28 protein-coding genes, 1 tRNA gene and 1 pseudogene are annotated in these 26,413 nt (G+C 58.4%); 21 read left to right on the top strand and 9 right to left on the bottom strand.

Going from position 1 to position 26,413, the window contains the following annotated elements:
- Positions 1 to 8 precede the first annotated feature (8 nt).
- From gspD to gspM, 10 genes are read left to right on the top strand one after another with little or no spacing between them, the layout of a single operon-like run.
- Positions 9 to 1,928, top strand: a complete 1,920-nt coding sequence (gene gspD, locus M2395_RS01840) for a type II secretion system secretin GspD (protein WP_123430750.1) — start codon at positions 9 to 11, stop codon at positions 1,926 to 1,928.
- A complete protein-coding gene (gene gspE, locus M2395_RS01835) occupies positions 1,925 to 3,418 on the top strand; it encodes a type II secretion system ATPase GspE (protein WP_065363299.1) in 1,494 nt (497 codons plus the stop codon). The genes gspD and gspE overlap by 4 nt, the downstream gene beginning before the upstream one ends.
- A 2-nt stretch (positions 3,419 to 3,420) precedes the next feature.
- The gene (gspF, locus tag M2395_RS01830) at positions 3,421 to 4,638 is read left to right on the top strand and encodes a type II secretion system inner membrane protein GspF (RefSeq protein WP_065363298.1); all 1,218 of its coding nucleotides are present in this window, start codon (positions 3,421 to 3,423) and stop codon (positions 4,636 to 4,638) included.
- Between the two features lie 17 nt (positions 4,639 to 4,655).
- A complete protein-coding gene (gene gspG / locus M2395_RS01825) occupies positions 4,656 to 5,090 on the top strand; it encodes a type II secretion system major pseudopilin GspG (protein WP_072450556.1) in 435 nt (144 codons plus the stop codon).
- Positions 5,091 to 5,093: 3 nt separating this feature from the next.
- On the top strand, positions 5,094 to 5,588 hold the full coding sequence (gene gspH, locus M2395_RS01820; protein WP_065363297.1) for a type II secretion system minor pseudopilin GspH: 495 nt from the start codon (positions 5,094 to 5,096) through the stop codon (positions 5,586 to 5,588).
- The gene (gene gspI, locus M2395_RS01815) at positions 5,563 to 5,958 is read left to right on the top strand and encodes a type II secretion system minor pseudopilin GspI (protein WP_065363296.1); all 396 of its coding nucleotides are present in this window, start codon (positions 5,563 to 5,565) and stop codon (positions 5,956 to 5,958) included. Before gspH ends, gspI begins: the two co-directional genes overlap by 26 nt.
- Positions 5,955 to 6,599: a type II secretion system minor pseudopilin GspJ gene (gene gspJ, locus M2395_RS01810; protein ID WP_065363295.1), complete on the top strand. Its 645-nt coding sequence runs from the start codon at positions 5,955 to 5,957 to the stop codon at positions 6,597 to 6,599. The genes gspI and gspJ overlap by 4 nt, the downstream gene beginning before the upstream one ends.
- Positions 6,592 to 7,476, top strand: a complete 885-nt coding sequence (gene gspK / locus M2395_RS01805) for a type II secretion system minor pseudopilin GspK (RefSeq protein WP_123430510.1) — start codon at positions 6,592 to 6,594, stop codon at positions 7,474 to 7,476. Before gspJ ends, gspK begins: the two co-directional genes overlap by 8 nt.
- 6 nt (positions 7,477 to 7,482) lie before the next feature.
- Entirely contained in the window at positions 7,483 to 8,622 is a 1,140-nt protein-coding gene (gspL, locus tag M2395_RS01800) for a type II secretion system protein GspL (RefSeq protein WP_123430509.1), read from the top strand.
- 3 nt (positions 8,623 to 8,625) lie between these two features.
- A complete protein-coding gene (gene gspM / locus M2395_RS01795) occupies positions 8,626 to 9,126 on the top strand; it encodes a type II secretion system protein GspM (protein ID WP_123430508.1) in 501 nt (166 codons plus the stop codon).
- 79 nt (positions 9,127 to 9,205) lie between these two features.
- Here the strand turns inward: gspM and M2395_RS01790 are convergent, their stop codons facing one another.
- Positions 9,206 to 9,877, bottom strand: coding sequence for a Bax inhibitor-1/YccA family protein (locus tag M2395_RS01790; protein WP_011062013.1), 672 nt, complete (start codon positions 9,875 to 9,877; stop codon positions 9,206 to 9,208).
- Between the two features lie 123 nt (positions 9,878 to 10,000).
- On the opposite strand from M2395_RS01790, the gene M2395_RS01785 reads away from it, so the two are divergent.
- Positions 10,001 to 10,088 (top strand) — tRNA-Ser (locus M2395_RS01785).
- Positions 10,089 to 10,525: 437 nt separating this feature from the next.
- Here the strand turns inward: M2395_RS01785 and M2395_RS01780 are convergent.
- Complete coding sequence (locus M2395_RS01780) at positions 10,526 to 11,011, bottom strand: GNAT family N-acetyltransferase (RefSeq protein ID WP_134532620.1); 486 nt, start codon at positions 11,009 to 11,011, stop codon at positions 10,526 to 10,528.
- Positions 11,012 to 11,429: 418 nt separating this feature from the next.
- Between M2395_RS01780 and M2395_RS01775 the strand changes: the two genes are divergently transcribed.
- From M2395_RS01775 to M2395_RS01765, 4 genes are all read left to right on the top strand, one after another.
- Positions 11,430 to 12,794 (top strand): Shedu anti-phage system protein SduA domain-containing protein, encoded by a 1,365-nt coding sequence (locus tag M2395_RS01775; protein ID WP_123430507.1) that lies wholly within the window; start codon positions 11,430 to 11,432, stop codon positions 12,792 to 12,794.
- Positions 12,795 to 13,853: 1,059 nt separating this feature from the next.
- Positions 13,854 to 14,039: an ATP-binding protein gene (locus M2395_RS31715; protein WP_077934458.1), complete on the top strand. Its 186-nt coding sequence runs from the start codon at positions 13,854 to 13,856 to the stop codon at positions 14,037 to 14,039.
- A 39-nt stretch (positions 14,040 to 14,078) separates the two neighbouring features.
- On the top strand, positions 14,079 to 14,651 hold the full coding sequence (locus tag M2395_RS01770) for a hypothetical protein (RefSeq protein ID WP_041118967.1): 573 nt from the start codon (positions 14,079 to 14,081) through the stop codon (positions 14,649 to 14,651).
- 10 nt (positions 14,652 to 14,661) lie between these two features.
- Positions 14,662 to 15,099 (top strand): hypothetical protein, encoded by a 438-nt coding sequence (locus tag M2395_RS01765; RefSeq protein WP_227454121.1) that lies wholly within the window; start codon positions 14,662 to 14,664, stop codon positions 15,097 to 15,099.
- A gap of 383 nt (positions 15,100 to 15,482) precedes the next feature.
- On the opposite strand, the gene M2395_RS01760 is transcribed toward M2395_RS01765, so the two are convergent.
- The gene (locus M2395_RS01760) at positions 15,483 to 16,001 is read right to left on the bottom strand and encodes a lysis system i-spanin subunit Rz (RefSeq protein WP_015636208.1); all 519 of its coding nucleotides are present in this window, start codon (positions 15,999 to 16,001) and stop codon (positions 15,483 to 15,485) included.
- Positions 15,998 to 16,507, bottom strand: coding sequence for a glycoside hydrolase family 19 protein (locus M2395_RS01755; protein WP_015636209.1), 510 nt, complete (start codon positions 16,505 to 16,507; stop codon positions 15,998 to 16,000). The genes M2395_RS01760 and M2395_RS01755 overlap by 4 nt, the downstream gene beginning before the upstream one ends.
- A 96-nt stretch (positions 16,508 to 16,603) precedes the next feature.
- On the opposite strand from M2395_RS01755, the gene M2395_RS01750 reads away from it, so the two are divergent.
- From M2395_RS01750 to M2395_RS01730, 5 genes are all read left to right on the top strand, one after another.
- Positions 16,604 to 17,380, top strand: a complete 777-nt coding sequence (locus M2395_RS01750) for a hypothetical protein (protein ID WP_123430506.1) — start codon at positions 16,604 to 16,606, stop codon at positions 17,378 to 17,380.
- Positions 17,381 to 18,608: 1,228 nt separating this feature from the next.
- Positions 18,609 to 18,845 carry a hypothetical protein gene (locus M2395_RS01745; RefSeq protein WP_041752391.1) on the top strand — a complete coding sequence of 79 codons (237 nt, stop codon included), beginning with the start codon at positions 18,609 to 18,611 and terminating at the stop codon, positions 18,843 to 18,845.
- An 820-nt stretch (positions 18,846 to 19,665) separates the two neighbouring features.
- A complete protein-coding gene (locus tag M2395_RS01740; RefSeq protein WP_015636211.1) occupies positions 19,666 to 19,992 on the top strand; it encodes a hypothetical protein in 327 nt (108 codons plus the stop codon).
- Positions 19,993 to 20,068: 76 nt separating this feature from the next.
- Complete coding sequence (locus M2395_RS01735; RefSeq protein ID WP_233447064.1) at positions 20,069 to 21,979, top strand: D-arabinono-1,4-lactone oxidase; 1,911 nt, start codon at positions 20,069 to 20,071, stop codon at positions 21,977 to 21,979.
- Positions 21,980 to 22,046: 67 nt separating this feature from the next.
- The gene (locus M2395_RS01730) at positions 22,047 to 22,760 is read left to right on the top strand and encodes an SOS response-associated peptidase (protein ID WP_123430504.1); all 714 of its coding nucleotides are present in this window, start codon (positions 22,047 to 22,049) and stop codon (positions 22,758 to 22,760) included.
- On the opposite strand, the gene M2395_RS01725 is transcribed toward M2395_RS01730, so the two are convergent.
- From M2395_RS01725 to M2395_RS01710, 4 genes and pseudogenes are all read right to left on the bottom strand, one after another.
- Positions 22,761 to 23,015, bottom strand: a complete 255-nt coding sequence (locus tag M2395_RS01725) for a hypothetical protein (protein WP_041120661.1) — start codon at positions 23,013 to 23,015, stop codon at positions 22,761 to 22,763.
- A 164-nt stretch (positions 23,016 to 23,179) separates the two neighbouring features.
- On the bottom strand, positions 23,180 to 23,554 hold the full coding sequence (locus tag M2395_RS01720) for a hypothetical protein (RefSeq protein WP_053152598.1): 375 nt from the start codon (positions 23,552 to 23,554) through the stop codon (positions 23,180 to 23,182).
- Positions 23,551 to 23,994, bottom strand: a complete 444-nt coding sequence (locus M2395_RS01715; protein WP_015636216.1) for a structural protein P5 — start codon at positions 23,992 to 23,994, stop codon at positions 23,551 to 23,553. The genes M2395_RS01720 and M2395_RS01715 overlap by 4 nt, the downstream gene beginning before the upstream one ends.
- 11 nt (positions 23,995 to 24,005) lie before the next feature.
- A pseudogene (locus M2395_RS01710) lies at positions 24,006 to 24,077 on the bottom strand (glycoside hydrolase family 19 protein); the annotation flags it as partial.
- 396 nt (positions 24,078 to 24,473) lie between these two features.
- Between M2395_RS01710 and M2395_RS01705 the strand changes: the two are divergent.
- Entirely contained in the window at positions 24,474 to 25,250 is a 777-nt protein-coding gene (locus M2395_RS01705; protein ID WP_232643403.1) for a hypothetical protein, read from the top strand.
- Positions 25,251 to 25,253: 3 nt separating this feature from the next.
- On the opposite strand, the gene M2395_RS01700 is transcribed toward M2395_RS01705, so the two are convergent.
- Entirely contained in the window at positions 25,254 to 25,910 is a 657-nt protein-coding gene (locus tag M2395_RS01700) for an HD domain-containing protein (protein ID WP_011062090.1), read from the bottom strand.
- Positions 25,911 to 26,413 lie beyond the last annotated feature (503 nt).

The raw sequence follows: 26,413 nt of genomic DNA, 5'->3' as shown, positions 1-26,413 counted from the left end.
AAGACATCATGAAACGAACATTCATTGCAGGCTCCCTACTGGCCCTTAGCACCTTGATCGGCCCCGTCCAGGCCGCTGAAAAACCTCCCCAGGGACAACAGTGGACCTTGAACATGAAGGACGCAGAACTACGCGACCTGATCAACGAGGTCGGGCAGATCACCGGCAAGACCATGATCCTCGACCCGCGCCTGAACGGTAAGGTCACGGTCCAGTCCACCACCGCCATGGACCAGAAAGGCATTTACTCGCTGTTTCTCACCGCCTTGCGCAGCCAGGGCTACGTGGCCATGGACCAGGGCGACCGGGTACTGATCCTGCCGGTAGCCGAGGCCAAGACCAAAGCCTACGCCCAACCCGACGAGGGCAGCGAAGAGTTCATCACCGAAGTCATCGAACTGCACAGCGTCAACGCCAGCGAAGTGGTCTCCGCCGTCCGCCCTCTGGTCGCCTCCGACGCCTACATGGCAGCTTCCACCACATCCAACTCATTGATCGTTTCCGACAGCGCCAACAACGTGCAACGCGTGCGCCAGGTGATCGGAGAACTGGATAACGCCGGCGGGCGTCAGTTCAACATTCTCCAGCTCAAGCATGCCTGGGCCAACGACGTGGCCAAGACCTTGAGCGAAAGCCTGACCGATAACAGCAGTGGCCAGAGCAGCGCCAAGGCTATCGGCGATTCGCGCAGCAACCGCCTGATCCTGGTCGGCCCGGCACCGATTCGCCAACAGATGCAGCGCCTGGCCCTGAGCCTCGACGTGCCGAACAATGTCGGCGAGAACGCCCGAGTGCGACGCCTCAATCACAGCGATGCGAAGAAGCTCGAAGAACTGCTCAGCGGGATCGGCAAGCGCCTGGAAGCGGGAAGCCGCGGTAGCGACAATCAGAGACAGGAAAGCCCGGTGCTGGTGAGCGCCGACGAAAGCCAGAATGCCCTGGTGCTGATGGCCTCACCGGCACAACTGGCGACCTTCGAAAGCATCATCGACGAACTCGACCAGCCCCGCGCCCAGGTGCTGGTGGAAGCGGCCATCGTCGAAGTCAGTGGCGACATCAACCAGGCCCTCGGCGTGCAGTGGGCCGCAGGCCGGGGCAAATGGGGCGCCGTCAGCAACTTCAACAGCGCCGGCATGACTATCGGCACCCTGCTGGGCAACCTGGAGAGCGGCAAGAGCCCGACCCTCCCGGACGGAGCCGTGATAGGCATCGGCAGTAGCAACTTCGGCGCGCTGATCACCGCCCTGTCCAGCGACTCCAACAACAACCTGCTGTCCACCCCGAGCCTGCTGACCCTGGACAATGAGCAGGCGGAAATTCTCGTCGGCCAGAACGTGCCATTCCAGACCGGCTCCTACACCACCGACACAGCAGGGGCCAGCAACCCCTTCACCACCGTCGAGCGCAAGGACGTGGGGATCACCCTCAAGGTCACTCCGCATATAAATGAAGGCAACTTTCTGCGCCTTAAAGTCGAACAGGAAAGCTCCGAGCTGGCCGCGGCACCACCCGGCATCAGCACCAGCGATGTGATCACCAACAAGCGCTCGGTCAAGAGCACCATCCTGGCCAACGACGGGCAGATCATCGTGCTTGGCGGCCTGATCAAGGACAACATCAAGGTCCAGGTGAGCAAGGTGCCGTTGCTCGGTGATATCCCTTGGCTCGGCAAGCTGTTCAGCAGCAGCAAGGAGGTCAACGAGAAGACCAACCTGATGGTGTTCCTGCGTCCGACCCTGCTGCGCAATACGGCCAATGCCGACAAGCTGAGCACCCAGAAATACAACAACCTGCGCTCCCTGCGCACCCTGGATGGCAAGACCCGCGGCCAGCTTCCGCACAATCCGCATCAGTTGTTCGATGCCAACAGTGACGGCGACCAGGGCCTGATCGACATGCGTACCCAAGGGATTGCACCGCAGCCATGATCAGTCCCAACCCAAGCCCGCGCCTGGCGTTCGCCTATGCCCGCCGTCACGGCGTGGTCCTGGAGCACCAGGCCCAGGGCCCGGTGCTCTATTGCCGCGCCAATACCCCCTGGTCGGTGATCGCCGAGGTGCGCCGCTTCAACGGTGCGCCACTGCGCAGCGAAATCCTCGATGAACAGGCCTTCGCCCAGCGCATGGCTGCCCACTACCGCGACGGCCAGGACGGTGCCAAGCAGGTGGCCGATGGCCTGGGCGAACAGTTCGATGAAGAGTTCGACCTCTCCAGCCTCGCCGAGCAGTTGCCGAAAACCACCGACCTGATGGAGCAGGAAGACGACGCCCCGATCATTCGCCTGATCAACGCGATCCTCAGCGAAGCGGTCAAAAGCAAGGCCTCCGACGTGCACCTGGAGGCGTTCGAGGAACACCTTTCGGTACGCCTGCGGGTCGACGGCCTGCTGCGCGAAGTGCTGCGCCCGCGGCGTGAACTGGCGACCCTGCTGGTGTCACGGATCAAGGTCATGGCCAAGCTCGACATCGCCGAGAAACGCATCCCCCAGGACGGTCGCATTGCCTTGCGCATCGCCGGGCATGAAGTGGATGTCCGGGTCTCGACCCTGCCTTCCAGCCACGGCGAGCGGGTAGTGATGCGCCTGCTCGACAAACAGGCCGGGCGCCTGGACCTGGCGCACCTGGGCATGAACCCGGCGGTACGCCAGCGCCTGGAAACCGCCCTGCACAAACCCCACGGCATCCTCCTGGTGACCGGCCCCACCGGCTCCGGCAAGACCACCACGCTGTACGCCGGGCTGGCCAGCCTCAACAGCCTGGAGCGCAACATCCTGACCATCGAGGACCCGGTGGAGTACCACCTCACCGGTATTGGCCAGACCCAGGTCAACGCCAAGGTCGACATGACTTTCGCCCGTGGCTTGCGGGCCATCCTGCGCCAGGACCCGGACGTGGTGATGGTGGGTGAAATCCGCGACCGCGAGACCGCGGAAATCGCCGTGCAAGCCTCCCTCACCGGGCACCTGGTGCTCTCGACCCTGCACACCAACAGCGCCATCGGTGCTGTGACCCGCCTGGTGGACATGGGCATCGAGCCGTTCCTGCTTTGCACGTCGCTGCTGGGCGTACTGGCCCAGCGCCTGGTACGTCTTTTGTGTCCCGAATGCAAGGAGCCCCATGACGCCGATCCCGCCGCCTGCGAACGGTTGGGCGTGGGCCCGGATAGCGCGCCACAACTGTACCGGCCAGTGGGTTGCCCGAACTGCCAGCACTCGGGCTATCGCGGCCGCCGCGGGATCTACGAGCTGGTGCTGTTCGACGACGTCCTACGCCAGTTGATCCACACCGGCGCCGGAGAACATGAATTGGTCAGCCACGCCCGGCAACACAGCCCAAGCCTGTTCGACGATGGCCAGGTCATGGTGCTACAGGGGCTCACCAGCCTTGAAGAGTTGCTGCGGGTTACCCAGAGGGACTGAAGATGGCCGCCTACGAATACCTGGCCATGTGCGCCGCCGGCAAGAAATCCAGCGGTGTACTGGAGGCCGACAGCCCGCGCCAGGCCCGCCAAATGCTGCGCGAACGCCAGCTGATCGCTCTGAAAATCACCACCAGCCAGGGCCATCGCAGCACCGTCCTGGGCGAGGTCAAGACGGCTGGCGGCGGCCTCAGCAGCGCCGAGCTGGCCCTGCTGACCCGGCAACTGGCAACCCTGGTGCAAGCCTCGCTGCCCCTGGAGGAAGTGCTCGCTGCCGTGGCCGCACAGTGCGAAAAGCAGCGGGTAAAAAGCATGCTGCTGGCGCTTCGTGCTCGGGTCCTCGAAGGCTACAGCCTGGCCGTGGCCTTGGCCGCCTACCCCAAGGCCTTTCCCGACCTGTACCGGGCCACGGTGGCCGCCGGCGAACATTCAGGGCACCTGGACCAGGTGCTGATGAACCTCGCCGACTACACCGAAGCCAGCCAGGCCGCACGCCAGCAGATCCATCTGGCCATGCTCTATCCAAGCATTCTCATGGTGGCAGCCATCAGCATCGTCGGCTTCCTCCTGGGCTTCGTGGTGCCGGACGTGATCAAGGTATTCATCGACAGTGGCCAGGAGCTGCCGTTGCTGACCCGCGGGCTGATCGCCACCAGCGGCTTCCTGCGGGACTTCGGCCTGCTGTTGTTGATCCTGATCGGCGCCGCAGTGACGGCCCTGCGCATGCTCCTGAAACAGCCGGCCAACCGTGAACGCTGGCATGCGCTGGTGCTGCGCCTGCCAATCATTGGCGGGCTGGTCAGGGCCAGCAACTGCACGCGCTTCGTCAGCACCCTGGCGATTCTCGGGCGCAGTGGCGTGCCGCTGCTGGACGCTCTGGCGATCGCCAGTGAGGTCGTTGCCAATCAGAAAATTCGTACCGGTCTGAAAGACATCGTCCGTGGCGTACGCGAAGGTATCAGCCTGACCCGAGCGCTTGAGCTCAACGGCAGTTTCCCTCCGATGATGCTGTACATGATCGCCAGCGGTGAACGCTCCGGGGAGCTGGACAGCATGCTCGAACGCGCGTCCAAGCAGCAGGAAGCACAGCTGGCCAACCGCATCGCCCTGCTGGTGGGCCTGTTCGAGCCGGCCATGCTGGTGTTCATGGGCGCGTCCGTGCTGGTCATCGTCCTGGCGATCCTGATGCCGATCCTCAGCTTGAACCAACTGATCACCTGAATGTGGAATCCCCCAACGTGCACACACGAAACAAGCAACGCGGTTTTACCCTGATCGAAATCATGGTGGTGGTAGTCATTCTCGGTGTTCTCGCCGCCCTGGTAGTACCGCAGATCATGAGCCGCCCCGATCAGGCCAAGGCCACCGCCGCCCAGAGCGACATCCATGCCATTGCCATGGCCCTGGACATCTATCGCCTCGACAACCACCAGTACCCCAGCAGCCAGCAAGGCCTTCAGGCGCTGGTGAGCAAGCCCAGTGGCAGCCCGGCGGCCCGCAACTGGAACCCCGACGGTTACCTCAAGCGCCTGCCGGTCGATCCCTGGGGTAATGGCTACCAGTACCGGGTGCCCGGCACCAAGGGTGGCGCCTACGACCTGTTTTCCTTTGGCGCCGACGGCAAGCTCGGCGGCGAAGGCGTGAACAGCGATATTGGCAACTGGGAACAATAGACCGTGCAGCGCCACCGTACCCGGGGCTTCACCCTGCTTGAACTGCTGGTGGTGATTCTGCTGATCGCCCTGACCGCGGGCCTGGTCGGCATCGTACGCCCGGACTCCGGTGGCCGCCAGGCGCACCAGGAAGCACAGCGCCTACTGGGCCTGTTGCAGCTGCTGCGCCAGGAAGCGCTGCTCAACTACAGCGACTACGGCGTGCGAATCGAGCCCGACGGCTACTGGGTGCTGCGCCTGGACCAGCAGGGTCGCTGGATCGAGGACAGGGATTTGCGTACGCATGCACTACCCGCCAAATTGCGCCTGCGCCTGGACGTACCCGAGGCCGGCGCGGCCCTGGGTACCAGTGACAGCCGCACTGGCCTGCCGCAATTGCTGGTGCTTTCCAGCGATGAAACCAGCGCCTTCACCTTGTGGTTCGAATACCGCGACCAGGCACTGCTGAGCCTTTCCAGCGATGGCATACAGGATGCGCAAATTGAAACCCGGAACTGAACAGGGCTTTACCCTGCTGGAGGTCATGGTCGCTCTGGCGATCTTTGCCACCCTGTCGATCGCCCTGTTCAGTGCGGTGCAGCATGTGGCCATGAACAGCGCAAACCTCACCGAGCGCACCCAGGCGCTGTGGATCGCCGACAACCGCATGAATGAACTGCGCATCGGCCTGCGAGAGCCGCAGAGCCAACGCAGTGCGGAACAGATCGAGTTCGGCGGCCGCCTCTGGTGGCTGTTCAGTGATATCCAGAGCGCACCCGACAGCCGTCTGCTCAAGGTCCAGTTGCGCGTCTCCGTCGAAACCACCCAGCAACGCGCACGCCAGTACAGCCGTGCACAACTGCTTGGCTACATCGAGGCCCGGCCATGAACCAGCGCGGTTTCACTTTGCTCGAAGTGATCGTGGCCATGGCCATTTTCAGCCTGTTGGGCCTGGCCACCTATCAGATGCTCGACAGGGTGCTGCGCAGCGATCAGCGCATTGGCCTGCATGAGCAGCAATTGCGTCAACTGCAACGGGCCATGAGTGTGCTGGAGCGTGACCTGGTGCAAGCCCGTCGACACCCGCTGGCGGACGACCCCAGCCAAAGCCAGGCACTGATCAGCCAGCCTGACGGCATTCGCCTGGTACGCGGTGGCTGGCGCAACCCGCTGGAGTACCCGCGCAGCAACCTGCTACAAGTCAGCCACCGTTGGGAAGGCGGCAGCTGGGTACGCGACACCCTGTCCCTGTCCCAACCCCTGGCCGCCCCCGGGGCGGCACAGCCTCCACCCGCCCCCATCAGCCAGAACCAGCAACTGCTGGCTGGCGTGGAGCTGACTCGCCTGCGCTTTATCGATGCCCGCGGCCAGGCCCACGAACACTGGCCGGCAGGGACCGAGAGCCTGAGCCTGCCGGCGGCCCTGGAAATCGAACTGGATGCCCCCGGCTACCCTCAGGTACGCCGGCTGATACTGCTGCCCGGCGGCCTCGATGCCCAGGAACCCGACGAGGCCGCTCTGCATGAATAACCTGGCCCGGCAACGAGGCGTGGCCCTGCTCAGCGTATTGCTGATCACCGCCCTGGTGACCATGGTGGTAAGCAATATGCTCGCCCGCCAGCGGCTCAACCTGCACGCCAGCAGCAACCTGATAGAACAACAGCAGCTCTGGCAACTGGCGCTGAGCGGTGAAGCCTGGGCCCGTCAACAATTGCTCGAAGACACTCGCAGCAAGGACGGCCTGCTGGTGACCCACCTGGGGCAGCACTGGGCGCAACCGGCGCCAGCGTTCAAGATCGGCGATGGACGCATTCATGTCCAACTGCAAGACCTCGGTGCCCGGCTCAACCTCAACAGCCTGCGCCAGCGCAGCGATCTGAACCTGCGGGCCCGCTACCAGCGCCTGCTGGCCTTGGAAGGCATCCGGGCCCACGATCCGGCACTCCTGGTCGGCCAGAACAACCGTGATGGCCTACCGCTGCCCTTTAGCGACCTCAGTGAACTGCGCCAACTGCCCGGGGTGGACAGCCAGACCCTGCAACAGCTTGAGCCGCTAGTGGGGGTATTCGGCAACAGCCCGATCAACGTCAACACCACCCGCGCCGAGGTCCTGGCCAGTGTTGAAGGCATCGATCTACCCACGGCTCGCATTCTGGTCAGTTCCCGTCCGGAAGGTGGCTATCCCGATATCACCCGTTTTCTTTCCAACCCGGTGCTCCAGGGCCGGGACATCAAACCTCAGGGGCTAGGCGTCAGCAGTCGGCAGTTCCGCGCCACCATCGATGTCGAACAGGGCCGGCAACGCCTGCGCCTGGTGAGCGACCTGCGAGTCATGGATAGGGAAAAGGTCCGGGTGCAGCAGCGCACGCTGATGCCCGCTCCTCCTGAACAACCGAAGACCGAGTAGACCGACATGAGGCAGTGGCTTTATCTATCTCCCCGTGCCACCGGCAACATGCCTTGGCAATGCTTCTGGTGGCAGGCCGGTGGCCAGTTGCACCAGGGCGACCTGCAGCAGGCTGCGGCCGCGCTGGGCAACCAGCCCCTGAGCCTGCTGCTTCCCATGGAAATGGCCAGCCACCATCAGGTCAGCGTGCCCGCCCGCAGTGGACGCTGGCTGCGCCAGGCATTGCACAGCGCGCTGGAAGAACAACTGATCGATGAACTGGACAACCTGCACCTGGCCCACGGGCCACTCAAGGACAAACGCCATTGCGCGGTGTTGGCGGTCAATCGTCAGCACCTGAACCAGTGCCTTGGACAACTGGCCGAACTGGGGTTGCAGCCTTCGCATATTCATGTCGACGCCGATTGCCTGCCCCCAGACCAGCCCCGGGCCCTAACCTGGGACGGTCGCTGGCTGCTGGGAGGCAGCGCGCCGATGCGCCTGGCCCTGTACCCGTGCGAACTGGCGGACCTGGCCCCCCTGCTTCCGGCAGACTTGCACTGGCAGGGGCCGCAACCACCGGGCCTGGAAAGTTTCGACCAGCATCACTGGCAGGCCGATGAACGTCCCTGGGAATGCTTGAGCCAGGGCGCGCAGCAGGCCATCGACCTGCGCCAGGGCGAATTCCTGCAGCGCCCCCGGCAAACGGCCCCCTGGCGCCTGGCCCTGCTCCTAGTGGTGGTGGCCGCAGGCTCCCACTTGCTGCAGAGCATGGGCCATCGCTGGTACCTGGAGCAGCAGAGCGAGCAGGTCCAGGCGCAGAACCAGGCGTTGTGGCAGGCCCATTCGGGTACTGAGGAGCCTGTGACCGACCTCGCCGCCCAGGTACACGCCAAGCAACAGCAAAAGGTCGAGAAAAGCTCCGGTAGCGCCCACAAACTGTCACTGCTGGCCGAGCAATGGAGCGCCAGTTACGGCGCCCTGGCCCAGGTACAGCGCCTCGACTACCAAAGCGGCGAAGGCTGGAACCTGCAGATCAGTGCACCAGCGTTCTCCGATCTTCAACAACTGCGCGAAGGCCTGATTGCCCAGGGCCTGGATGCCAGTACCGATTCTTCCGTCCGCGATGCCCGAGGGGTCAGCGCACGGTTGCAGATCAAGGAGTGAGGCATGAGCCTGCCGTTACTGAAAAAACCACTGTCCGCCCTGCTCCACCCACCCCTGGGGCACTGGCATCGCCTGGCGAAACGCGAACAGCGAGCCCTTAAAGGGCTGACCCTATTCAGTGCCCTGACCGGCGCCTACCTTTTGCTCTGGCAGCCACAACAACAAGCCCTGCAGCTTGCCGAACAACGCTTTATCGAGGCCACACAATTGCAGCGCCTGATACTCCAACTGCATGCTGGCAAACCTGCCAGCCCCGTCACGGCAATCTCGGCCGAAGCCCTGCCCGGCATGCTGGCCCGTTCCAGCAGCCAGGCCGGCATCAGCCTGGAGCGCATGGACAACGAAGCGCCCGGTCGGGTCAGCCTGGCCCTGGAGGGCCCGCTCACCGGGGTGATCGCTTGGGTTGATGAGCTTGAACAGAAACAGGTGGACGTGCTGGCGTTTTCCATCGAGGTCAACAAAGACGCGATCGCCACCGCGCGAATGCAGGTACAGGCACGTTGAAAAACTGAACGTCCCAAGGAGTCCAGGACAAAAAAAAACCCGCCGAAGCGGGCTTTTTTCAATGGCTCAGCACCTGTGATCAGTCATCGCGACCCATGATGCCGAACAGTTGCAGCAGGCTGACGAACAGGTTGTAGATCGATACATACAGGCTGATGGTGGCCATGATGTAGTTACGTTCGCCGCCGTGGATGATGGCGCTGGTCTGGAACAGGATGCACACCGAGGAGAACAGCACGAAGCCGGCGCTGATCGCCAGTTGCAGGCCGCTGATCTGGAAGAACAGGCTGGCCAGCACGGCGCCCATCAGGACGAAGAAACCGGCGGTGATGAAACCGCCGAGGAAGCTCATGTCCTTGCGGGTGATCAGCACATAGGCCGACAGACCGCCGAATACCAGTGCCGTCATGGCAAAGGCCGAGCTGACCACTTCGGCGCCGCCCTGCATGCCCAGGTAGCGGTTGAGAATCGGGCCGAGCAGAAAGCCCATGAAACCGGTCAAGGCGAAAGCCGACACCAGGCCCCAGGCCGAGTCACGGAGTTTGTTGGTGAGGAAGAACAGACCGTAGAAGCCGATCAGCACCACGAAGATGTTCGGATAACCGACACGCATCTGCTGTGCCACATAGGCCATCACCCCACTGAACGCGAGGGTCAGGGCCAGCAGGCCGTAAGTGTTGCGCAGGACGCGGCTAACCTCTAGCTGCTCGGCCTGCACGCCGTTGTTAACTGCGTAATCCTGTTCGCGCATGGCGACACTCCTGTTGGGGGAAACATTTAGTGGCATGGATGATAACAGAGGCTCTGTAACTCGCGACGCAGAGAGTTTGACAGTGTGTTTCATTCGGGTATTATGGCGCCCGCAATGCGATCTGGAGGTGTGGCCGAGTGGTTTAAGGCAGCGGTCTTGAAAACCGCCGACTGTAACAGGTCCTAGAGTTCGAATCTCTACGCCTCCGCCAAATCTCAACGAGAAAGCCCTGATTTTTCAGGGCTTTTTTGTTTCTGCTGCTCACGGACGCTTACCGTCGGCAACTGACCGTTTCCGCATCATTTCTTTAGTTTCCGCAACGCCCCTCCTACGGCACATTGCCGACAGAACGCCAGAACCTGTGGCCCGACCTGGATGCTGTCCTGTATTTTCCTAACCTCAGGATGACCGATTCTTGCCACACACCATGGCCTGCAGTTACTGGACGGGAGTAATTGCTGCATCGCCCCGATGATGGATTGGACACACAAACGCTGTAAGCCTTAATTTTAAAGACCTCCGTTGATCAACATCAGACTGTGTACCAATTTTTTACCACTTCACCTGGTAGCTCTAAGCTGTCACCTGCCACTTTTCGTTCAGAGATCGACAGTGAAAGGTGCGACTAAAATTTGAGAACAGGCGCCACTACGAGACGGTGGTACGGAGGTCCATCCTCAGGACAACCATTTGTGAATACTCGGCTTTGACTTGACGAGAAAAATTCTTACTTCCTATCTCTGAAAAGCCCCACTTGAGATAGGCGTTTCTTGCATTTACTGCAGACGCCATTACATCCAGCCATACGTGCGTCAGCCCTAACTCTTTCGCGTGCTCGATTGCTGCAGACACAAGTCGAAACCCTAACCCCGACTTCTGACTGCCCGGTAGAAGATAGATCCTAGAAATCTCCGCTCCCCCACATTCGTGCGTGATCGGGTTTCGAGAGTCAACCATCATGGTTAAGAATCCAACCGCAACCCCAGCAACCTCGGCTACCCAAAGCCTTGATTCAGCTTGTCGCAGCAGCATCAAAAATGCTGATGTACTAAAGGTATCCAGTTGATTGGCTAAAGCTACGCAGTCATTCCATAGGTAATGATAGGACGCTGCATAAGCAGCAGGACCAATCACTCCTAACACCTCAGCATCGTCTACACATGCTCTGCGGATTTTTACCACTCCGTCCACACTTGGGCCTCGCGCAATTCCAATGGGTCACCCAAGAGTCTACCCCCTCAGATCTGCGTCTGCTTTGCTCGACTGCTGCCAGGGATGCAGAAATTAGCCCCCAAATCCGTGATGGATTGGGGGACGTTCCCTGAAAGCCTATAGCATCAAGGCTTCAAAACGGCAGACTAAGTTTCGGTACCAATTTTGTACCACACCCTTTTGATCATCCTCGCCACTTGAGGCGCAGCTCTATTCGATCAGTCGGCGTAGAACCTTCCACTTTCACTGCCAAAAAACTACAACAATCCACCCACCTACTCTATAAAGCTGTTGCAGGAGTCTTATAGGTAAGAGAACGCCATTTGGGAGGTCACAGTGCATGTCAGTCACCGTTGAGATGGTTGCGGAATTCATGTTCGCCTACACACGGCGGTATCGTAACGAGTACCGCAGAGCCACCACACCTCTACCAGATGGTCCTGGATATCCGAATCTAGTTCAGTCCCCTTATCTAGACGCCAAAAAACTTCAGGTCTACGTTGCTCAAGACGGCGTTGTGATTTCCATTGAAAACGAACCACCACACCAGTGGTACATTGCTGGCGGCCCTGCGCTTAAAGTGGATTATGAGCCAACCAGAACTCCCAAAGATGTCACCCAATTCTTAGCCGACAACCAACTACAAGGGAAGGACATCGGCATTTATAGAATAGTATCGAAAACTCCCCTAGCCTCCTGTATATGGCGCGGCCGAGTACAGGGCATAGAGAGAGAGCTGCAAATCTCAGACCCTGAACTTGAACTAACACTATCCCTAAAACAAATAAATTTACCATATAAAAAACTAGTCAACACACTGACATTTGGTGCATATGGCTCGGTGCTTGATCCAAAATTTGATGATGCCGCTGATTTTGGCAGGTCTCACATCACTAAGAATTTAGGATTTTTCCCGGCAGACCTAAACAATAGAAGATTTTTTGAGTATATCGAGGTAGTTAGTCATGCCGATGAGGCAGCGTGGGACAAGCGACTGATAACCCTACGCGTCCAGCAAGATATCCGCCGAGATATCGGCTCAGCCTTAGCCACATACGGGCGTGAGCCTCTAGGAGGTTCTATATCGTTCGGTAGCGAACCGGAATGGCTTGATTCTTACAATAATCGCCTTGACTCATTAAAGATTGCCATTTCTACCTTAGGAGAGGCTTTAAGGTTTCAGCCAGACGGCATTGAGTCTATATTTCACGCTATCTTAGAGAAACATCCAGTACTGCTAGATGTTTACGGCTCATGCGAAAGCAAGCCCGAACTAATCTATCCAAATGGTCAGACTTCACCCATCGGTAAAACAAAACTTCAGCCAGACTTCATCATTAAATACCCCGACCAATCTTACAAATTAATTGAAATCGAACGCCCCGCAAAAAAACTAGCCACAACGCAGGGACAACCACGAGCAGAAGTCAGTCAAGCCGTATTCCAAACAGCTGAATGGAAGCACTATATAAAAACCCACTATTCGTTAGTCGCTTCACGCTATCCAGGTATTCAATCGAAATGCAAAACGTCCGTAATCATGAGTCGATTTACTCAGCAAAATTTTAAGAACGTGTCAGATGCACGCGAATACATGGGACTGATGATAGACCAATACAACATCGATGAGTTCCTCACATTCGACGATCTCCTTGAAAGAGCAATTTCCGCTTACACAATGCTCTCAAGTTTTCCTCCGACATAAACAGCCATAAGGATAGGGATTCGAACCCGACCATAATCAACCGCAGTCCGCTCAAGGCCACGAAATTAGAGTATGTAGCACCTGAGTTAAGGCCTATATAGGCCTAAAGCGGTATCCGCTATGCCCTAAAAATGCCCTAAGATCATCTGCGCTTCGAGCCAACAACCTGTTCGGCATCTGCAAACCAGGGTAGCGAGGATAACGCGTCCGAGGTGTGCCAAGTGATCAGCCACTCGGTGTGGATCAAATCCGGCAGGCTGATCCCGTTTTGTGGGAACGCGTCACCCATGCGCCTTTCGCCACCATATTTCCACTCAAGCGGTCCGAAGCCGTCTGCCATACTTCGGCCCGAGAGGCTGTCATGGCCAACTCTGTATCATTCGTAATAAGTTCAGCGTCTCGCAGGGCCTGCGTGTAGCCGATTGCATTATGGTAGGCGCGAACACCAGAAGCCCAGTCGCTCGATTTATGTACTGAGTTCAACCGCAAAAGCCAGGCTGTTTGGACTCTGCGCTCGGCAAACCGGGCTGATCGCTAATCGTTAATACGCTGATGCCTGGCATGCCCCAATCCCCCAAATTAAGCGCTGCTTATACGCTTACCAGCACGACCGATACCAGTAGCCAAATGTAGGGGGCATGGTTACCACGACCACTAAAAAGGCCCACATCCCTGCCAGGTGAGGGGCCTTTTTTTTGAACCGTCGAAACCAACATCCCCTAGACGAGCAGGCCAGTCCCACCTCGGCTGGCCTTCGCCTAATCAACCCTTGTTCGCAATAACCCTCTTTGCCAAGGTTGATCAACAGGGACATCTCTTCCAACGGAACTCATCTGCTCCGTTTGTGCGTGGTGGGTGTTTCACCAAACCTTGAAGTCCTTTCCAGGGTTTCTTCAAGCGCTCGAACTAGTACATTTGTGCTAGTTGACTCCCCCCCTCCTACGGGGATCATAGTCCCGACTAGTGCTGCCATTCTGAGATTTCAGTCAATCGGACATTTCGACTAGTCGCGCAGTATCACAAGGGACGTTTGGCTGGGTAGTTTAACGCTCGAAGTTGATGATAATCGATGAAATGTGTTATTTACTTTTTGATTGCAACGAAGCTAATTTGCTTCTTAATTTAGTCGCCAGACGCTACGAGCATGGCAGCGTGTGCTGGCCAGCAAATATCACTGACTCGAGATACTCAGTTGAGAAATTCTATTTTTTAGCGTGCTTGTTTGGCTTGATTAATTTAATGTAAATGGATAACAAATTCATATTCAAGGAGGCACGACACAGCATGCCAGAGTTTTTGAAATTAAATAAATACGTCATACCAATTACTTTACTACTTGCTGCCTCCACTTCAGCGATAGCTGACAAAGCGAACCCCATTGGCGATTGGTGGCGTGTCTATAGCATAGGCACGGGCAAAAACAACATAGTGTTTGTCGCTGATCTCACGTCCATGACGCCACGGAGTCAAGCGGCGGGTGGGCTTCAGTCAGTAGACGTAAACCAAGTCTTCGCTGACCCATCCAAGCCATTGGCGGATGTCTATTCAGTTGAAGTCCAGTGCTCCAAGCACAGAGCCCGCTTTCTTAAAGGAACATCAATAGAACGAACGAGCTACGCACGCCGGGATTTGAAAGTCTCCAATGAGTGGCATACGTTGGATGACAAGGCGCTTTTATATACATTTGCCTTTGTATGTAATCCCCAAGATCGAGTCTTCAACGGCATGTTGTCACTGGGTAAATTTGATCAGATGAAAATGCTCGGGATCATCACGGAGGTACAAGCACCGCCGAAGAGCCCAATGGAAGAGCTGGATGAAATGTTAAACAACAAAAACCCTGAAAAGTCCAGGTAAGGTAAACTCCATGATATATCAATGGATGAAAACGTTTTCTTTAATGCTAGCAGTGTCAGGCATAATGGTAAGCAGCGGCTGTTCCTTAATTGCTCAAAGTCGTTGGGAAGGTCGCGATGCCCAAGAGGCGCTGAATCTGTTTGGCAGGCCCGATACGATGAAAGCAACTCAAGATCCTGATGCAGGTACACTTGTCGTAATGACGTGGTACAAATCCTCTCAGTGGTCGACAACTGAGGCAGCCGGAACATCCATGACACAAGGCAGTAATGGTTTGACCCATACCGAGTATTACGAGAACGTCGGTCATAGCTCCGACTGCAAGATTGAAGCAACGGTGAACAAAGCAAAAAAAATAGTGCTTTTCAAAATTCAGAATGGAGAAGTATTTCATGGCAAGTGCCAAAATATTCCTTATGTTCCCGGTTATATTCCCCCAGGCTTTTAGCATCTTCTATAAGTACTGAAGGGATAACTGATTAGGGGATTCACGGCAGTTATTTTTTCGAAACAGTCCCTCAGACCGCCTAGTATTACACCCTCGGATTTTTTCCTAATCCTAATAATGGTCTGAAGGGACGCTCCAAAGTTTTGCCCAGTTTTGAAACGAAAACACCAAGACCCGACAACTGCAACATTTTCAGTTTATTGACGTTGGGTCAACGACTCATGCCTCCCTTGCTTTGCTCCTTGGGCTGAAGAGTTGAATGAACAAATGCTGCTGATGAAGGCACTCAAGAAAAATCCAGGATCCTCCAAACTCGTTGCCTAGGTTAATTTTAGACGTAAACAATAATAAGCCCGGACTATCGCCGGGCCTCTTCATTCTGACTACTCTTTGCTCGCTTGCAGCCCCCGCACATACTCCTGACACGCAGCCAACGCGATCAGTCCCTGGTCACCGTCTCCGGCGATGGCGATAATTCGTTGAGCATGCGCTGGGTCAAGTTCGGCTCGCGCTTCTCCATGATCCACGCCAGCGCCGCCGGTGTCGGCTGGCAGCCCACCGCCACCACCCGGGGCGGCGAGTAGGACTGACAGCCGCACATCAGCAGTAGCCAGCCGGTCACGCAGGCGAGCCTGCTCGGTTTGAGCATTTCGCAGTTCCTTGTAGTGGGTTTCGTCATTCACCTGCAGCCGATCCTCCAGCGCTCGGCGCTCAACCTGCTGGCGTTCCTGCCAATCGATCACCGCCACCGCCGCCTGCTCGCGAGAGCGCTGATTCGCCTCGGCCTGGGCGGCCAGTTGCTCGCCGTAGCGGTTGGCTTGCCAGGCCCAAGCAGCCCAGGCGCCGAGGGCAAGCCCCAGTACCAGGGCGCCAATCAGTCCACGTGCACCCAGCGCGCTCACGGCAGCACCTTCAGCACACGCTTATACAGCGCCTCGCGGTCGGACAAGCCATTGGTGCCGCCGTTGATACGGCGAGTGATAGTGAGAAAGTCACCCTGGTCGGCCAGGGTATTGAGGCCTGCCCGCTGCCAATACCAACCGGCCGACATCGAGGCACACACCGGGTGCTCAAGCAACTCCGGGGTGTTGAGCAATCGCGCATCACCAAACAGAGCCTCGCTGCAAGCCGCATAGTTGGCCCGGCCGGTGACCTGAATTAGCCCCCTGCCCCGATACTTCTGGCCGTCGCCATCCGCTTCGGGAGTGTTGCCCAGGTGCTTGGCCAAGGTCCCGGTGTCGTACTTGCTCAAGTACTGGTCGCTGCCCAGCTCGCGAACCCACTGCAACTGGCCTGACTCGTGGCCGATCTGGGCGATAAACGCCGCGATACGCAGCCGGGTGACGATGGCGTACTTGCGCAATGACACAAAGGAGGTTGAGCATATTTCGATGCAATGGAAACCCATTACTGACGAGCACCGCATGAGTCATGCTCTACAAGCTTAGGCGTCGGGCCAGTTCAGCCCGCACTCAAGCACGCACTTCACTTAAGGATGAGCAGCATGAACGATGATTTGAAGCAGTCAGGCTCTACTACAACCTCTCAGACCACCACCTCGCTGGAGCAGGTGAAAACCGGAAGGGTCTTGGATTTCACCTGGGTACCTAACGCCAACACCACGACCACCACCGTATCAGCGGACTTTGTCGACTACCGGGTCGATACAGCCCAAGGCAGCCCTACGGGGAACAGCCACTCCATAGCACGCTTTACCTATGTCCAGGGCAAAGGTGGCAGCCAGATCAGCCAGCTGTTTCTCGAGGAGATGCGTGCCGGTGTACGGGCCAACACCCAGATCGGGCTGATGGTCGGACGCAAGTGGGTTCTGGACCCCAACGGCGAGGTCTCGGGCAGCATCGGCACCTATGTGGTCGAACAATTCGATGACATGCGCGCCAGTGTCAATTATGTCGGTTCCTTCGCCCGGGTCTTCGTCGACCCCAGGATGGTCAGCTACCACGCCGGGGGCCATGTGCACCCCAATGTCTCGATCACCGGCAGCAGGCCTCTGACCATGGCGGATTCAGGCAAGTCGATCCTGGTCATTAGTGACACCGACGTCACGCTGACGATTGGTGACGATGTGACTGAAGGGTTCAAGGCCACGCTAATCCAGACCGCCGCCGGCAAGATCAACATCGCGGTGTCGAGCAGCCACATGATCTACAGCAACGCAGGGGGCCGCACGCGCACGCTCAACCCCCTGGATGAATTGGAAGTCAGCACCTTGCCATTCGGCCCGGTGTACCTGGCCTTCCGTGTCAGACCTACTGCATAACGATCTGTCGCGCGCCGGCTGAGCCTTCACTCAACGCCGGCGTCGAACTCACATCCGAGCCACCGACAAACCTGGTCGACGATACTGGCCAGCGGCATCGAAGAGCTAGGCCATGGCCAAGACCAACGCGGAATTGCAACAGCAGAAACGCGCCAAGGAGAGGGCGTTGCTCGAGCGGATCGGCGCTGAGCAGCCTACAGCAACTACTGAGCAGCCGAGGTAGTAGAGGTAGTGGATGAATTCGATTAACGCTCCACGGTTGCCACTAGCAACACTGCCAAGATCAGCCATAGGCGCCAAGCAAGCGTTGTGGGCGACAACACTTCCCCAGGACCGGAATCTGCTGAGCGCTCCGGCTTCGAGATAACTACGTCTATTGACAGGTACCGAAGTAGTTCTTGTTGCCCTGCTTCTTATATGAGAAAGCGTGGCATGACTTAGAGGGCCTCGCGCTGGTGGGTTTATCATAAATATAAACAGTCACATGCACATCCTCCGAAAAAGGAACTGAACCCCCTTTATGCCATAGGTCTTTCTTGAGGTAGAGATTTTTACCTTTCGGATCCTTAGTCTTGTAAGCACTGGAAATTTCTGTCCTTACTGAATTCTCCAGGGTCGCCTTAATAGTGGTTTTATTAATATCTGGAGACTTTATATTACGTTGATCTTCTGTGAGTGGAGTCGGCTCCCAAGTATTACAAGGATCGGATGTACAAAGGTATACATCCGCTAGAGCACAACTAGAAAGAACAGATAGACTCAGCGCCGAGACAAGTGGAATCAAACAGGCTGGTAGTTTTTTCATTGGTATCCCTCCCAATGGGAATTTGCTAGATATAACTGTGAAAAGTGGCCGATTCCTACCCTGCACTGAATCCCTCCTGGCACGCTGAAGTAAGAACTGAGATAGACCTTAGACCGGTCAGAGAAATTAGCAAGGTAGCAATCGCAGCGTCCACTGTAGTGGCCGAATAAAACCGGACACCTGCAATCTGAACCTATTTCACTGCCCGCCAGCATTTCCAGGGGCAACTAACTCTCTTCAGTTATCCCTTTTGAGAGAGCACGCTGAGCGAGCGCTGAAGGCAGGTGTCCCACCGGCTTCTGCCGTATCCCCCCCTGGAGCTCGGCATCGGTATTGGCAATATCAAGACCAAGACCAATGCCACTACCACCTTGCCCGGCATCAGCAGTAACGTGTTGCCCCTCTCATAGACAAGGAGCGGTGATGTCAATCAGAAGCCTCAGGAAAAACCTTCCCGCTGACCCAGACAACAACGGCTGGGTACTCGGCTGGGCAGTGATGAGGGACGTTCCCGGATCATGGCAATTCATCGATATCTACGCAGATAAACCTACCGCCGAAGCGCAGGCTAGACGTCTTGGTGGGTGGTACGTCGTCGAATACGGTGCCCACCAGCCTGGTACTGAAAAATTCATTGGCGGCTCTGCACCTCCGCAATAACGGGCCGATTCTCCTCGGCCAATCCCCTGCGGCACGAACCAGGCCCCGGTTCAGCAGTGAGCCCGGCTTTACCCTTTTGTGCCGCCAATCAGCACCTCGGATCTCGCGCCCGCATCCACCCTCGATGCCGTGCTTGCGGTCCCTATCCTGCAGGTGGTGCATCTGCATCAGCCGTGCAACGGCGCACTGACGCGCTGCAAGCCTGTCGCACCCGCTGCTTCAGGTGCAGGTTCGCGCTCTGCCCCGCCAGCCATCCTTCTGCTCGGGGATAGTGCATGCCGAATTGATCACCGCCAGGTAGTTACGCCCCGCAAGACGTCTAGCAGTAGAGAGGCCCACCCTTTATAACCATCAACAGCTTGATTGCTAAAAACATCCTGTTTTTATCGTATTCCCGAATGCCCCGTTTAATAGGGACAACTATTAAACCCAACTCAAAACTACACCCACATTAAAAATATGCTTGCTACAGTGTAAGTAGCCAAAGCGCAGCAACCGCCATTCAACCTTTACATAAAATTGAATCACCCTATCGGCAACAACGCTCGTTCCTGCTGTGATATTTGGCCCGCGACAGCTGTTGCAATTGTTTCAACAAGCTTCACCCCAACCCACGAAAACAGACCCAGCATCAAGCAGCATCGATTGGCATGCCACACAACCCACATGCCATTCAACAGCACTAAGGAAAGCAGACAAGAATAATTGCTTTATACATCCCTAGTTCAACACTTGTCGAACAAGAAACAAGGCATCCACCCGCCAATGGTGGATATCGAATTATCTTGATTGAAAACTTTTCCCCTAACAGGAGATTACTATGAGACCGGTCCAGAAAATCACCGTTAACAACAAAGGCGGCTACGTATTCAACTTCTCGGTCCAATGGCTGGGCAGCGACGGCAGGTGGGTGACTTCCGAATGGAATAGCGGCAACTATCCCGTGGCGACCTCGCGGACAACTCCCGATCTGAACACCATTGGGGTTCCGGCCAATGCGCTGGCGGTCACGGTCTATGGACACGCAGTAGCCGGGACTTCCGGCCAGGGAACGCCGTTTGTCGCGTTCGCGGCTAACGGTCAGATCGCCACCTATGACGCTGTCGGTACCACGTTCATTGGCTTTGCAATCAACTTGATCGAGTAGACCGCAACCCTTGTCCCGATGATGCCTGGCGCCAATGCTCCATGGAGGGTTGGCGCCAGCGCATTTAATCGACCGCATGTTTCATGCCGCCACCACCCAACTGGACATCACCATGAGAAAAGTCGAGCGCATTGGCTGCCTTAACAATGGCATCTTCATCATGAACTTTTCGATTCAGTGGTTTGATTCGAAGGGAAGCTGGCATACCTCAGCCTGGAACAGCGGCAACTTCAACAACGGCCTGTACAAGGTAAGCCCGGCACTTTCGTCGCTCGGAGTTCCAGCCGATGCGATCGGGGTGGCCCCTTATGTTTGTGCAGTGCTTGGAACAAGTAGTCGAGGGACGCCCCTGGTGCAGTCGGCAGATAACGGCAGGCTGGCAGCTTACGAAGTGACAGGAACGACCCTGGACTTCAAGGTCCAGCCTCTGCCGTGGAGGAACTGGGCTCAGAACATCGTTCATACAATGTCGATCGATGGGGAATATTACTTCTCGCCGACGAACCTGGTTGAACTCCAGGCCATCGTCAGTCAAGCCGTACTGGCTGGCGCGACTGTCCGCGTTTCCGGCCAGCGGCACGCGCAGCCGGCCCTGGTGGCCGAAGACAATCGCCTCGCGCCGAACCCGGCGCGCTGGCTGATCGACCTCTCCTGCTACAAGGACCTGGGGCCCGAGGGCAATCAGTCCATCGTGCTGCACCCCTCCGAAACCAAGGTCACGGTGAACACGGGTGTACGCGAGGATGCACTGGATGCGTTTCTGACGGGCCACGACATGATGCTCAAGACCGTGACCGCCGGCGGTTTTTTCAGCCTTGGCGGGATGACCGCGGTGGACGTGCACGGTGCCACCATCAACGCGCCGATCTTCGCGGAAACGGTCTCGGCGTTCAGCATCATGGGCCCGGATGGCCAGGTAAGGACCCTCGACACACAGACCCCAGCGGTGGATGGCTGGTCGCCCCTGCAGTTCGCCCGCGTCTCTCTGGGGGCCCTGGGAATCGTCACCTCGGTCACCGTTGAGGTGATGCCACGCCCCTGGGCCACGACCTTGAAATCGGGCAAGGAGGGCAACATCACCTGTAACGATCAGCAGGCGTTCATTGCCCAATTCAAGACCCTGCTCGCGAGCCATGACCGCGTTGAGTCCTTCGTCAATCCGTACACCCACAACTTCCTCATCCTGTGGTGGGACCTGGTTTCGTCCCCAACGACGAAGATTCCGAACCTGAAGGCAAGCGTTCCCGATGCCTGCGCCCTGGCGCAAGAAAACATCTTCGGCGCGCCCTATTTGATACCGATGGAGCCGATCCTCGAACCGCCCCTGATTGCGGCGCAGTATCTTGGAAACAAAACGGCGGCCAACGCGATCATCGATGCGGGCTACCTCACCATCGAAACGCTCTTCGATCAGGCTGCGGCTGTCTACTCCGACTTGTGGCTGACCCGGGCGTCGCGGGTGATCTTCATGTCTTATTTCATCGAACTCCCGGCACTCGATGACTCAGGGCTGGGCAAGGCCTGGCAGGGTCTTGACGCGGTCATGGAGCGCCTCAAGCGTTCCAGCGACTTCCTGCTGGTTGCCCCCATGGAGTTCCGCTTCGTCCGTGGCGGCGACAGCGTACTGGCCGGAACCTACACCGAAACCCCCAACGCGACCTTCGTCAATCTGGACCTGATCGGTTACGTACCGGCCGTCGCGGGGGCTGAATACCCCCAGCTCCTGCTGCACTTCTTCGCCGACATCGAGCGCGCCTGGGTGGCCCTGGGAGGAATGCCGCACACCGGCAAGATGTTCGGTTTCTACGACCCGAGTCGCCCCGCTGGAACATTTTCGCCACCGTTCAACCCGGCGTTCCTCAAGGATCTGGCGACGCGGCGCGGTGCCAGAATCAAGGCCTTCGATTCCTACCGCAGAAGCTGCGATCCACAGGGTGTGTTCCACAACCGTTTCGTAGCGGCGCTGTTGGGAGACACACCCCAGTAGAGCTGCCCCGCCAAGGAAAGCGTCCGGTGCCTGATCTACAGTTGAAGCAGGCATTGAGGACATGACCATGTGCGGGCGCCTTTCCCAGTACCGTGGCATTCATGATTTCGTGGCGGCCTTGAGCATGCCCGGGGCCCTGGTCGACAACCTGGGCGAGCAGCCTCTGGGACACTACAACGGCGCAACGAGCATGCAACTGGCCCTGTTCCATGTCACCGCTGGCAGGCTTTACGCCGACCCGGTGCGCTGGGGCTGGAGGCCGCACTGGGCCAAGGATCGAGCCCCACCGATCAATGCCAGGGCCGAGAACGTGGCCCACGGCCCGTTCTTCCGGCAAATCTGGCCACACCGCGCTATCTGCCCGATCGACAACTGGTTTGAATGGGTGGACGAAGGCGGCCCGAAGAAGCAGCCTTACCTGATCCGGCACCGGGACGGCTCGCCGATTCTCTGCGCTTCGATCGGACAACTTCCGAATCCAGACGAAGGCCACGGGGAGCACGAAGGCTTTGTGATCATCACCGCCGACAGCGCCGGCGGCATGGTCGATATTCACGACCGCCGACCTGTGGTCCTTGCGCCTGAACTGGCCCGGGAGTGGCTCGACCCGGCCACGCCGAAGGAACGCGCCGAGCAGATGGCCCTGCACCAGGGTGAGCCCGCCAGCGCCTTCGAATGGTTCAGGGTAAGCACCGCAGTCGGCAACGTCAGGAATCACGGCCCGGAACTGATCGAGCCCACTACCAAGCCCGCCGGCGGCGATGCGGTAAACAACGGCTGATCACTGGCAAGCCTCCACCGCGGCAACCAGAACTCGCTCATATCCGACCCGCTGCCGGCGCTCCGCCAGCAGCGCCCGCACCTTCAGTTCCAAGCTATCGGTCTTCTTGAGGCTGCCCGTGGCCCAGGCTGGCACAGGCACCACAGGCGCCCTGCACGGCACCTGCACTGGCACCTCCACCCGCACCGTGCGCACCTCGGGCTCCCGGGCTGCGCACCCCGTCAGCACCAACGCAAAAGCGCAAATGCCCGCCAGGCCAGGCCCACGGCCAACCCAGGCTGCAAGCCTTGTAAATAGCGGCCTGTGGACTTTAAAAACCCCAATTTCACCCAGGTTTAGGCCCAGGTGGCCGCCGGGGTACCACCTGCACTTTTTCGCAGGTCCTGCACTACCTGCGCCTTTTTGCTGGTCCTGCACGCTCATAACCCCAGCTCCTGATCAATGATCGATTCCGCCGCCGGCGCCGGGTCACCGCCGGTACGTTCCTGCAGGAGACGATTCGCCGCGGAGTAGTCATGTTTGGCCAGCTCCCGGGCGCCAGCCTGGGCCTGGGCAGCGAGGCGCTCACGCTCCTGACCTGCCAGCACCAGGTCACCCAGTTTCCGGCCCTGCTCACCCGCCAGGGCTTCCAGGTTGTCGCGACCGGCCTTTGCCGTGGCCAAGTCGCCCAGGGCAGTGTCGAGCAGCGGCCGGTAATGCTTGGAGGCCATCCATGCCCCCAGAGCAGCGCCGGCGAACAGCACCAGGACAGCGGTCAGTAGGACGCCAGCCACCCGCCAGGCGCCGGCGCTCACTTCAGGGCCCTGCGCAGGCCTTCCTCAACCACAGCAGCCGGGTAAGGGTTGCCACCGTTTTCGTGCACGATGATGCCCAGCACGGTCTCGCGCAGCGTCTTGAGGTCGGCCATGTTGATCGAATCGCGTACGCCGACGCCCAGGCGCTTGGCAATCGCTGCAGCGTATGCCTGGGTGTTGTTCTCGTTGCTGGGCGCCCATCGGCTGATGAACTCCAGGGGCGTGTCGATACCGGGCTTGCCCACGCCGGGCATGCCGTCCTTGCCGCGATAGTTGAGCAGCAGCTTGCCCAGGGCACGGATGCCGTTCTCGGCGGTATCGAAGATGGCGAAGCGGCCGTTCGGCTCCTTGCCGAGTTGGCCCTCCCACTGGTTGCGTGGGTTGCAGTCTATGTTTCCAGGGTTGCGGTTGCGGACACCGAGGGCGTTCTGAATGGTCATTGTCAAACTCCAGGCACAAAAAAGCCCGCAACAGGGCGGGCGTTCGGGAGGATCTGCAGCAACTGCTGCTCGGTGATCGGCATTTAATTTTCTCCAGGCAATAAAAAACCCGCTCAGGGCGGGCGCATTCGGACGCTTCAGTTACAGCTGTGGATTGAACGGGTACTGCTGTAACCCGCCTCCGGCGTTCTGCCGACCCAGCCCCCCCTACAGTTCGTCGGCGCAAATCGCGCCGTGCTCAAGTTTCGAATACTGTATATATATACAGCAGCCAACTCGAGTCAGCACCGCACACACTGGAGGCACCGCAACAGCCGATTGTCTGCTTCCCCTCACGCCCCTGGAGCGCGGCAGGAACTCCATACGTATCAAGCGAGACAGCACGGCTTTTCAGGAAAAGTGGCGATATGGCGGCGGTCATATGCCTCGGGCCATTTCGGCCCGCACTCAAGCACGCACTTCACTTAAGGATGAGCAGCATGAACGATGATTTGAAGCAGTCAGGCTCTACTACAACCTCTCAGACCACCACCTCGCTGGAGCAGGTGAAAACCGGAAGGGTCTTGGATTTCACCTGGGCACCTAACGCCAACACCACGACCACCACGGTATCAGCGGACTTTGTCGACTACCGAGTCGATACAGCCCAAGGCAGCCCTACCGGGGACAGCCACTCCATAGCACGCTTTACCTATGTCCAGGGCAAAGGCGGCGGCCAGATCAGCCAGCTGTTTCTCGAGGAGATGCGTGCCGGTGTACGAGCCAACACCCAGATCGGGCTGATGGTCGGACGCAAATGGGTCATGGACCCCAACGGCGAAGTCTCGGGCAGCATCGGTACCTATGTGGTCGAACAATTCGATGACATGCGCGCCAGTGTCAATTATGTCGGCTCCTTCGCCCGCGTCTTCGCCGACCCCAGGATGGTCAGCTACCACGCTGGGGGCCATGTGCACCCCAATGTCTCGATCACCGGCAGCAGGCCCCTGACCATGGCGGATTCAGGCAAGTCGATCCTGGTCATTAGCGACACCGACGTCACGCTCACGATAGGTGACGATGTGACTGAAGGGTTCAAGGCCACTCTGATCCAGGCTGCGGCAGGCAAGATCAACATCGCGGTATCGAGCAGCCACATGATCTACAGCAACGCAGGGGGCCGCACGCGCACGCTCAATCCCCTGGATGAGCTGGAAGTCAGTACTTTCCCATTCGGCCCGGTGTTCCTGGCCTTCCGCGTCAGGCCTACGGCCTGACGATTAATCGGGAGCTCCGATCTCCTCCATGAATCCGTCCAGGAAATCCTTCAGGCGCGCATGCCTGACTGCCGCCAACCGCGCCCCTTCGACCGTCTGAAATCCGGAGGCAAGGGAGAGTAGCTTGGTGTGGAAGTGCTCAATGGTAAAACGCTTGTCTTGATAGGGCCTGCCGATGGCGGTGGGGTTTGTGATGTCGTACAGCGCGGAGCCCATTCGCCCAGCGATGTAGAAACAACGGGCGACTCCGATCATGCCGATGGCGTCCAGGCGGTCGCTGTCCTGAAGGATCCTGGCTTCCAGGGTGAGGGGTTCGACGCCCGCGGAGAAGCTATGAGCCTGGACCGCGTGGGCAACAAGCTCAATACGCGGGGCAGGCCAGCCCATGCGCTGCAGAATAGACGCTGCTTTATTGGCCGAAAGAGTGGATGCCTGCGACCGCAATGGCGAGTTTTTCTCGACGGCCACGCAATCGTGCAAGAGGGTTGCGGCAAGCAACGCCTCCAGGTCCCCACCTTCCTTGTCCTGCAGGCGCCGAACATTCATCCAGACCCGATGAATATGAGAAAGATCGTGAGAGCCGTCCGTGCTGTCCTCAGGCAGGAAAGCGAGCAAGTCGGACGCCAGGCTCTGGTAAGGAAAAAACGGTTCTTCAAGCATTTCGTGGCTCCATGGAAGTACTGATCCTGCAGCGTCGGCGAAACGACTCGAGCAGATATCTCGGCGCTATAGAGAATCGGCGGCTAAGCAGAGAAGTACTTGAGCCAATAAGCATCCCGGCATTCATTGGTGAAGCTGATGTGAGCAGGGCGGATGATTTTGTCGAGAGGTTGGCGAACCACCTCATGGTAGATCCAGCCTTCGGCGCAGGCTGCATCGCTGGGAAACCGCCCTGCTCTGCTAGCCGCTTGATGAGAGCCCTGTCATCGTCGGCGGTGACGGTGTCCCCCTGATCGAGCCGGCTTTACTGACTCGCGTTGTCAAGTAGCGCGGTGCGAGGCGATGCAACTCCCAGGCTCGCACTGACGTAGCAGGCATGAACCATGGACTGTGTCCGCAGGTGGATAAGGACGACTGACAAGCACGCTGACGACGCGCTGGGACTTTACCGATAAGACGAGCCAATCGACAACCCTGGCCAATGCCACACGCTGTATCCGTTG

The organism is Pseudomonas sp. BIGb0176, from assembly GCF_024810175.1.
GTDB classification, from domain to species: Bacteria; Pseudomonadota; Gammaproteobacteria; order Pseudomonadales; family Pseudomonadaceae; genus Aquipseudomonas; species Aquipseudomonas protegens.
Note: the sequence above shows the minus strand (reverse complement) of the source record. Positions and strands in the feature narration are given on the sequence as shown.

Coding starts and splice junctions, on each gene's coding strand:
- gspD (WP_123430750.1), top strand. CDS start 9: ATGAAACGAACATTCATTGCAGGCTCCCTACTGGCCCTTAGCACCTTG.
- gspE (WP_065363299.1), top strand. CDS start 1,925: ATGATCAGTCCCAACCCAAGCCCGCGCCTGGCGTTCGCCTATGCCCGC.
- gspF (WP_065363298.1), top strand. CDS start 3,421: ATGGCCGCCTACGAATACCTGGCCATGTGCGCCGCCGGCAAGAAATCC.
- gspI (WP_065363296.1), top strand. CDS start 5,563: ATGCGCAAATTGAAACCCGGAACTGAACAGGGCTTTACCCTGCTGGAG.
- gspJ (WP_065363295.1), top strand. CDS start 5,955: ATGAACCAGCGCGGTTTCACTTTGCTCGAAGTGATCGTGGCCATGGCC.
- gspK (WP_123430510.1), top strand. CDS start 6,592: ATGAATAACCTGGCCCGGCAACGAGGCGTGGCCCTGCTCAGCGTATTG.
- gspL (WP_123430509.1), top strand. CDS start 7,483: ATGAGGCAGTGGCTTTATCTATCTCCCCGTGCCACCGGCAACATGCCT.
- gspM (WP_123430508.1), top strand. CDS start 8,626: ATGAGCCTGCCGTTACTGAAAAAACCACTGTCCGCCCTGCTCCACCCA.
- M2395_RS01790 (WP_011062013.1), bottom strand. CDS start 9,877: ATGCGCGAACAGGATTACGCAGTTAACAACGGCGTGCAGGCCGAGCAG.
- M2395_RS01775 (WP_123430507.1), top strand. CDS start 11,430: ATGTCAGTCACCGTTGAGATGGTTGCGGAATTCATGTTCGCCTACACA.
- M2395_RS31715 (WP_077934458.1), top strand. CDS start 13,854: ATGATAATCGATGAAATGTGTTATTTACTTTTTGATTGCAACGAAGCT.
- M2395_RS01770 (WP_041118967.1), top strand. CDS start 14,079: ATGCCAGAGTTTTTGAAATTAAATAAATACGTCATACCAATTACTTTA.
- M2395_RS01765 (WP_227454121.1), top strand. CDS start 14,662: ATGATATATCAATGGATGAAAACGTTTTCTTTAATGCTAGCAGTGTCA.
- M2395_RS01755 (WP_015636209.1), bottom strand. CDS start 16,507: ATGGGTTTCCATTGCATCGAAATATGCTCAACCTCCTTTGTGTCATTG.
- M2395_RS01750 (WP_123430506.1), top strand. CDS start 16,604: ATGAACGATGATTTGAAGCAGTCAGGCTCTACTACAACCTCTCAGACC.
- M2395_RS01745 (WP_041752391.1), top strand. CDS start 18,609: ATGTCAATCAGAAGCCTCAGGAAAAACCTTCCCGCTGACCCAGACAAC.
- M2395_RS01740 (WP_015636211.1), top strand. CDS start 19,666: ATGAGACCGGTCCAGAAAATCACCGTTAACAACAAAGGCGGCTACGTA.
- M2395_RS01735 (WP_233447064.1), top strand. CDS start 20,069: ATGTTTCATGCCGCCACCACCCAACTGGACATCACCATGAGAAAAGTC.
- M2395_RS01730 (WP_123430504.1), top strand. CDS start 22,047: ATGTGCGGGCGCCTTTCCCAGTACCGTGGCATTCATGATTTCGTGGCG.
- M2395_RS01715 (WP_015636216.1), bottom strand. CDS start 23,994: ATGACCATTCAGAACGCCCTCGGTGTCCGCAACCGCAACCCTGGAAAC.
- M2395_RS01705 (WP_232643403.1), top strand. CDS start 24,474: ATGAACGATGATTTGAAGCAGTCAGGCTCTACTACAACCTCTCAGACC.
- M2395_RS01700 (WP_011062090.1), bottom strand. CDS start 25,910: ATGCTTGAAGAACCGTTTTTTCCTTACCAGAGCCTGGCGTCCGACTTG.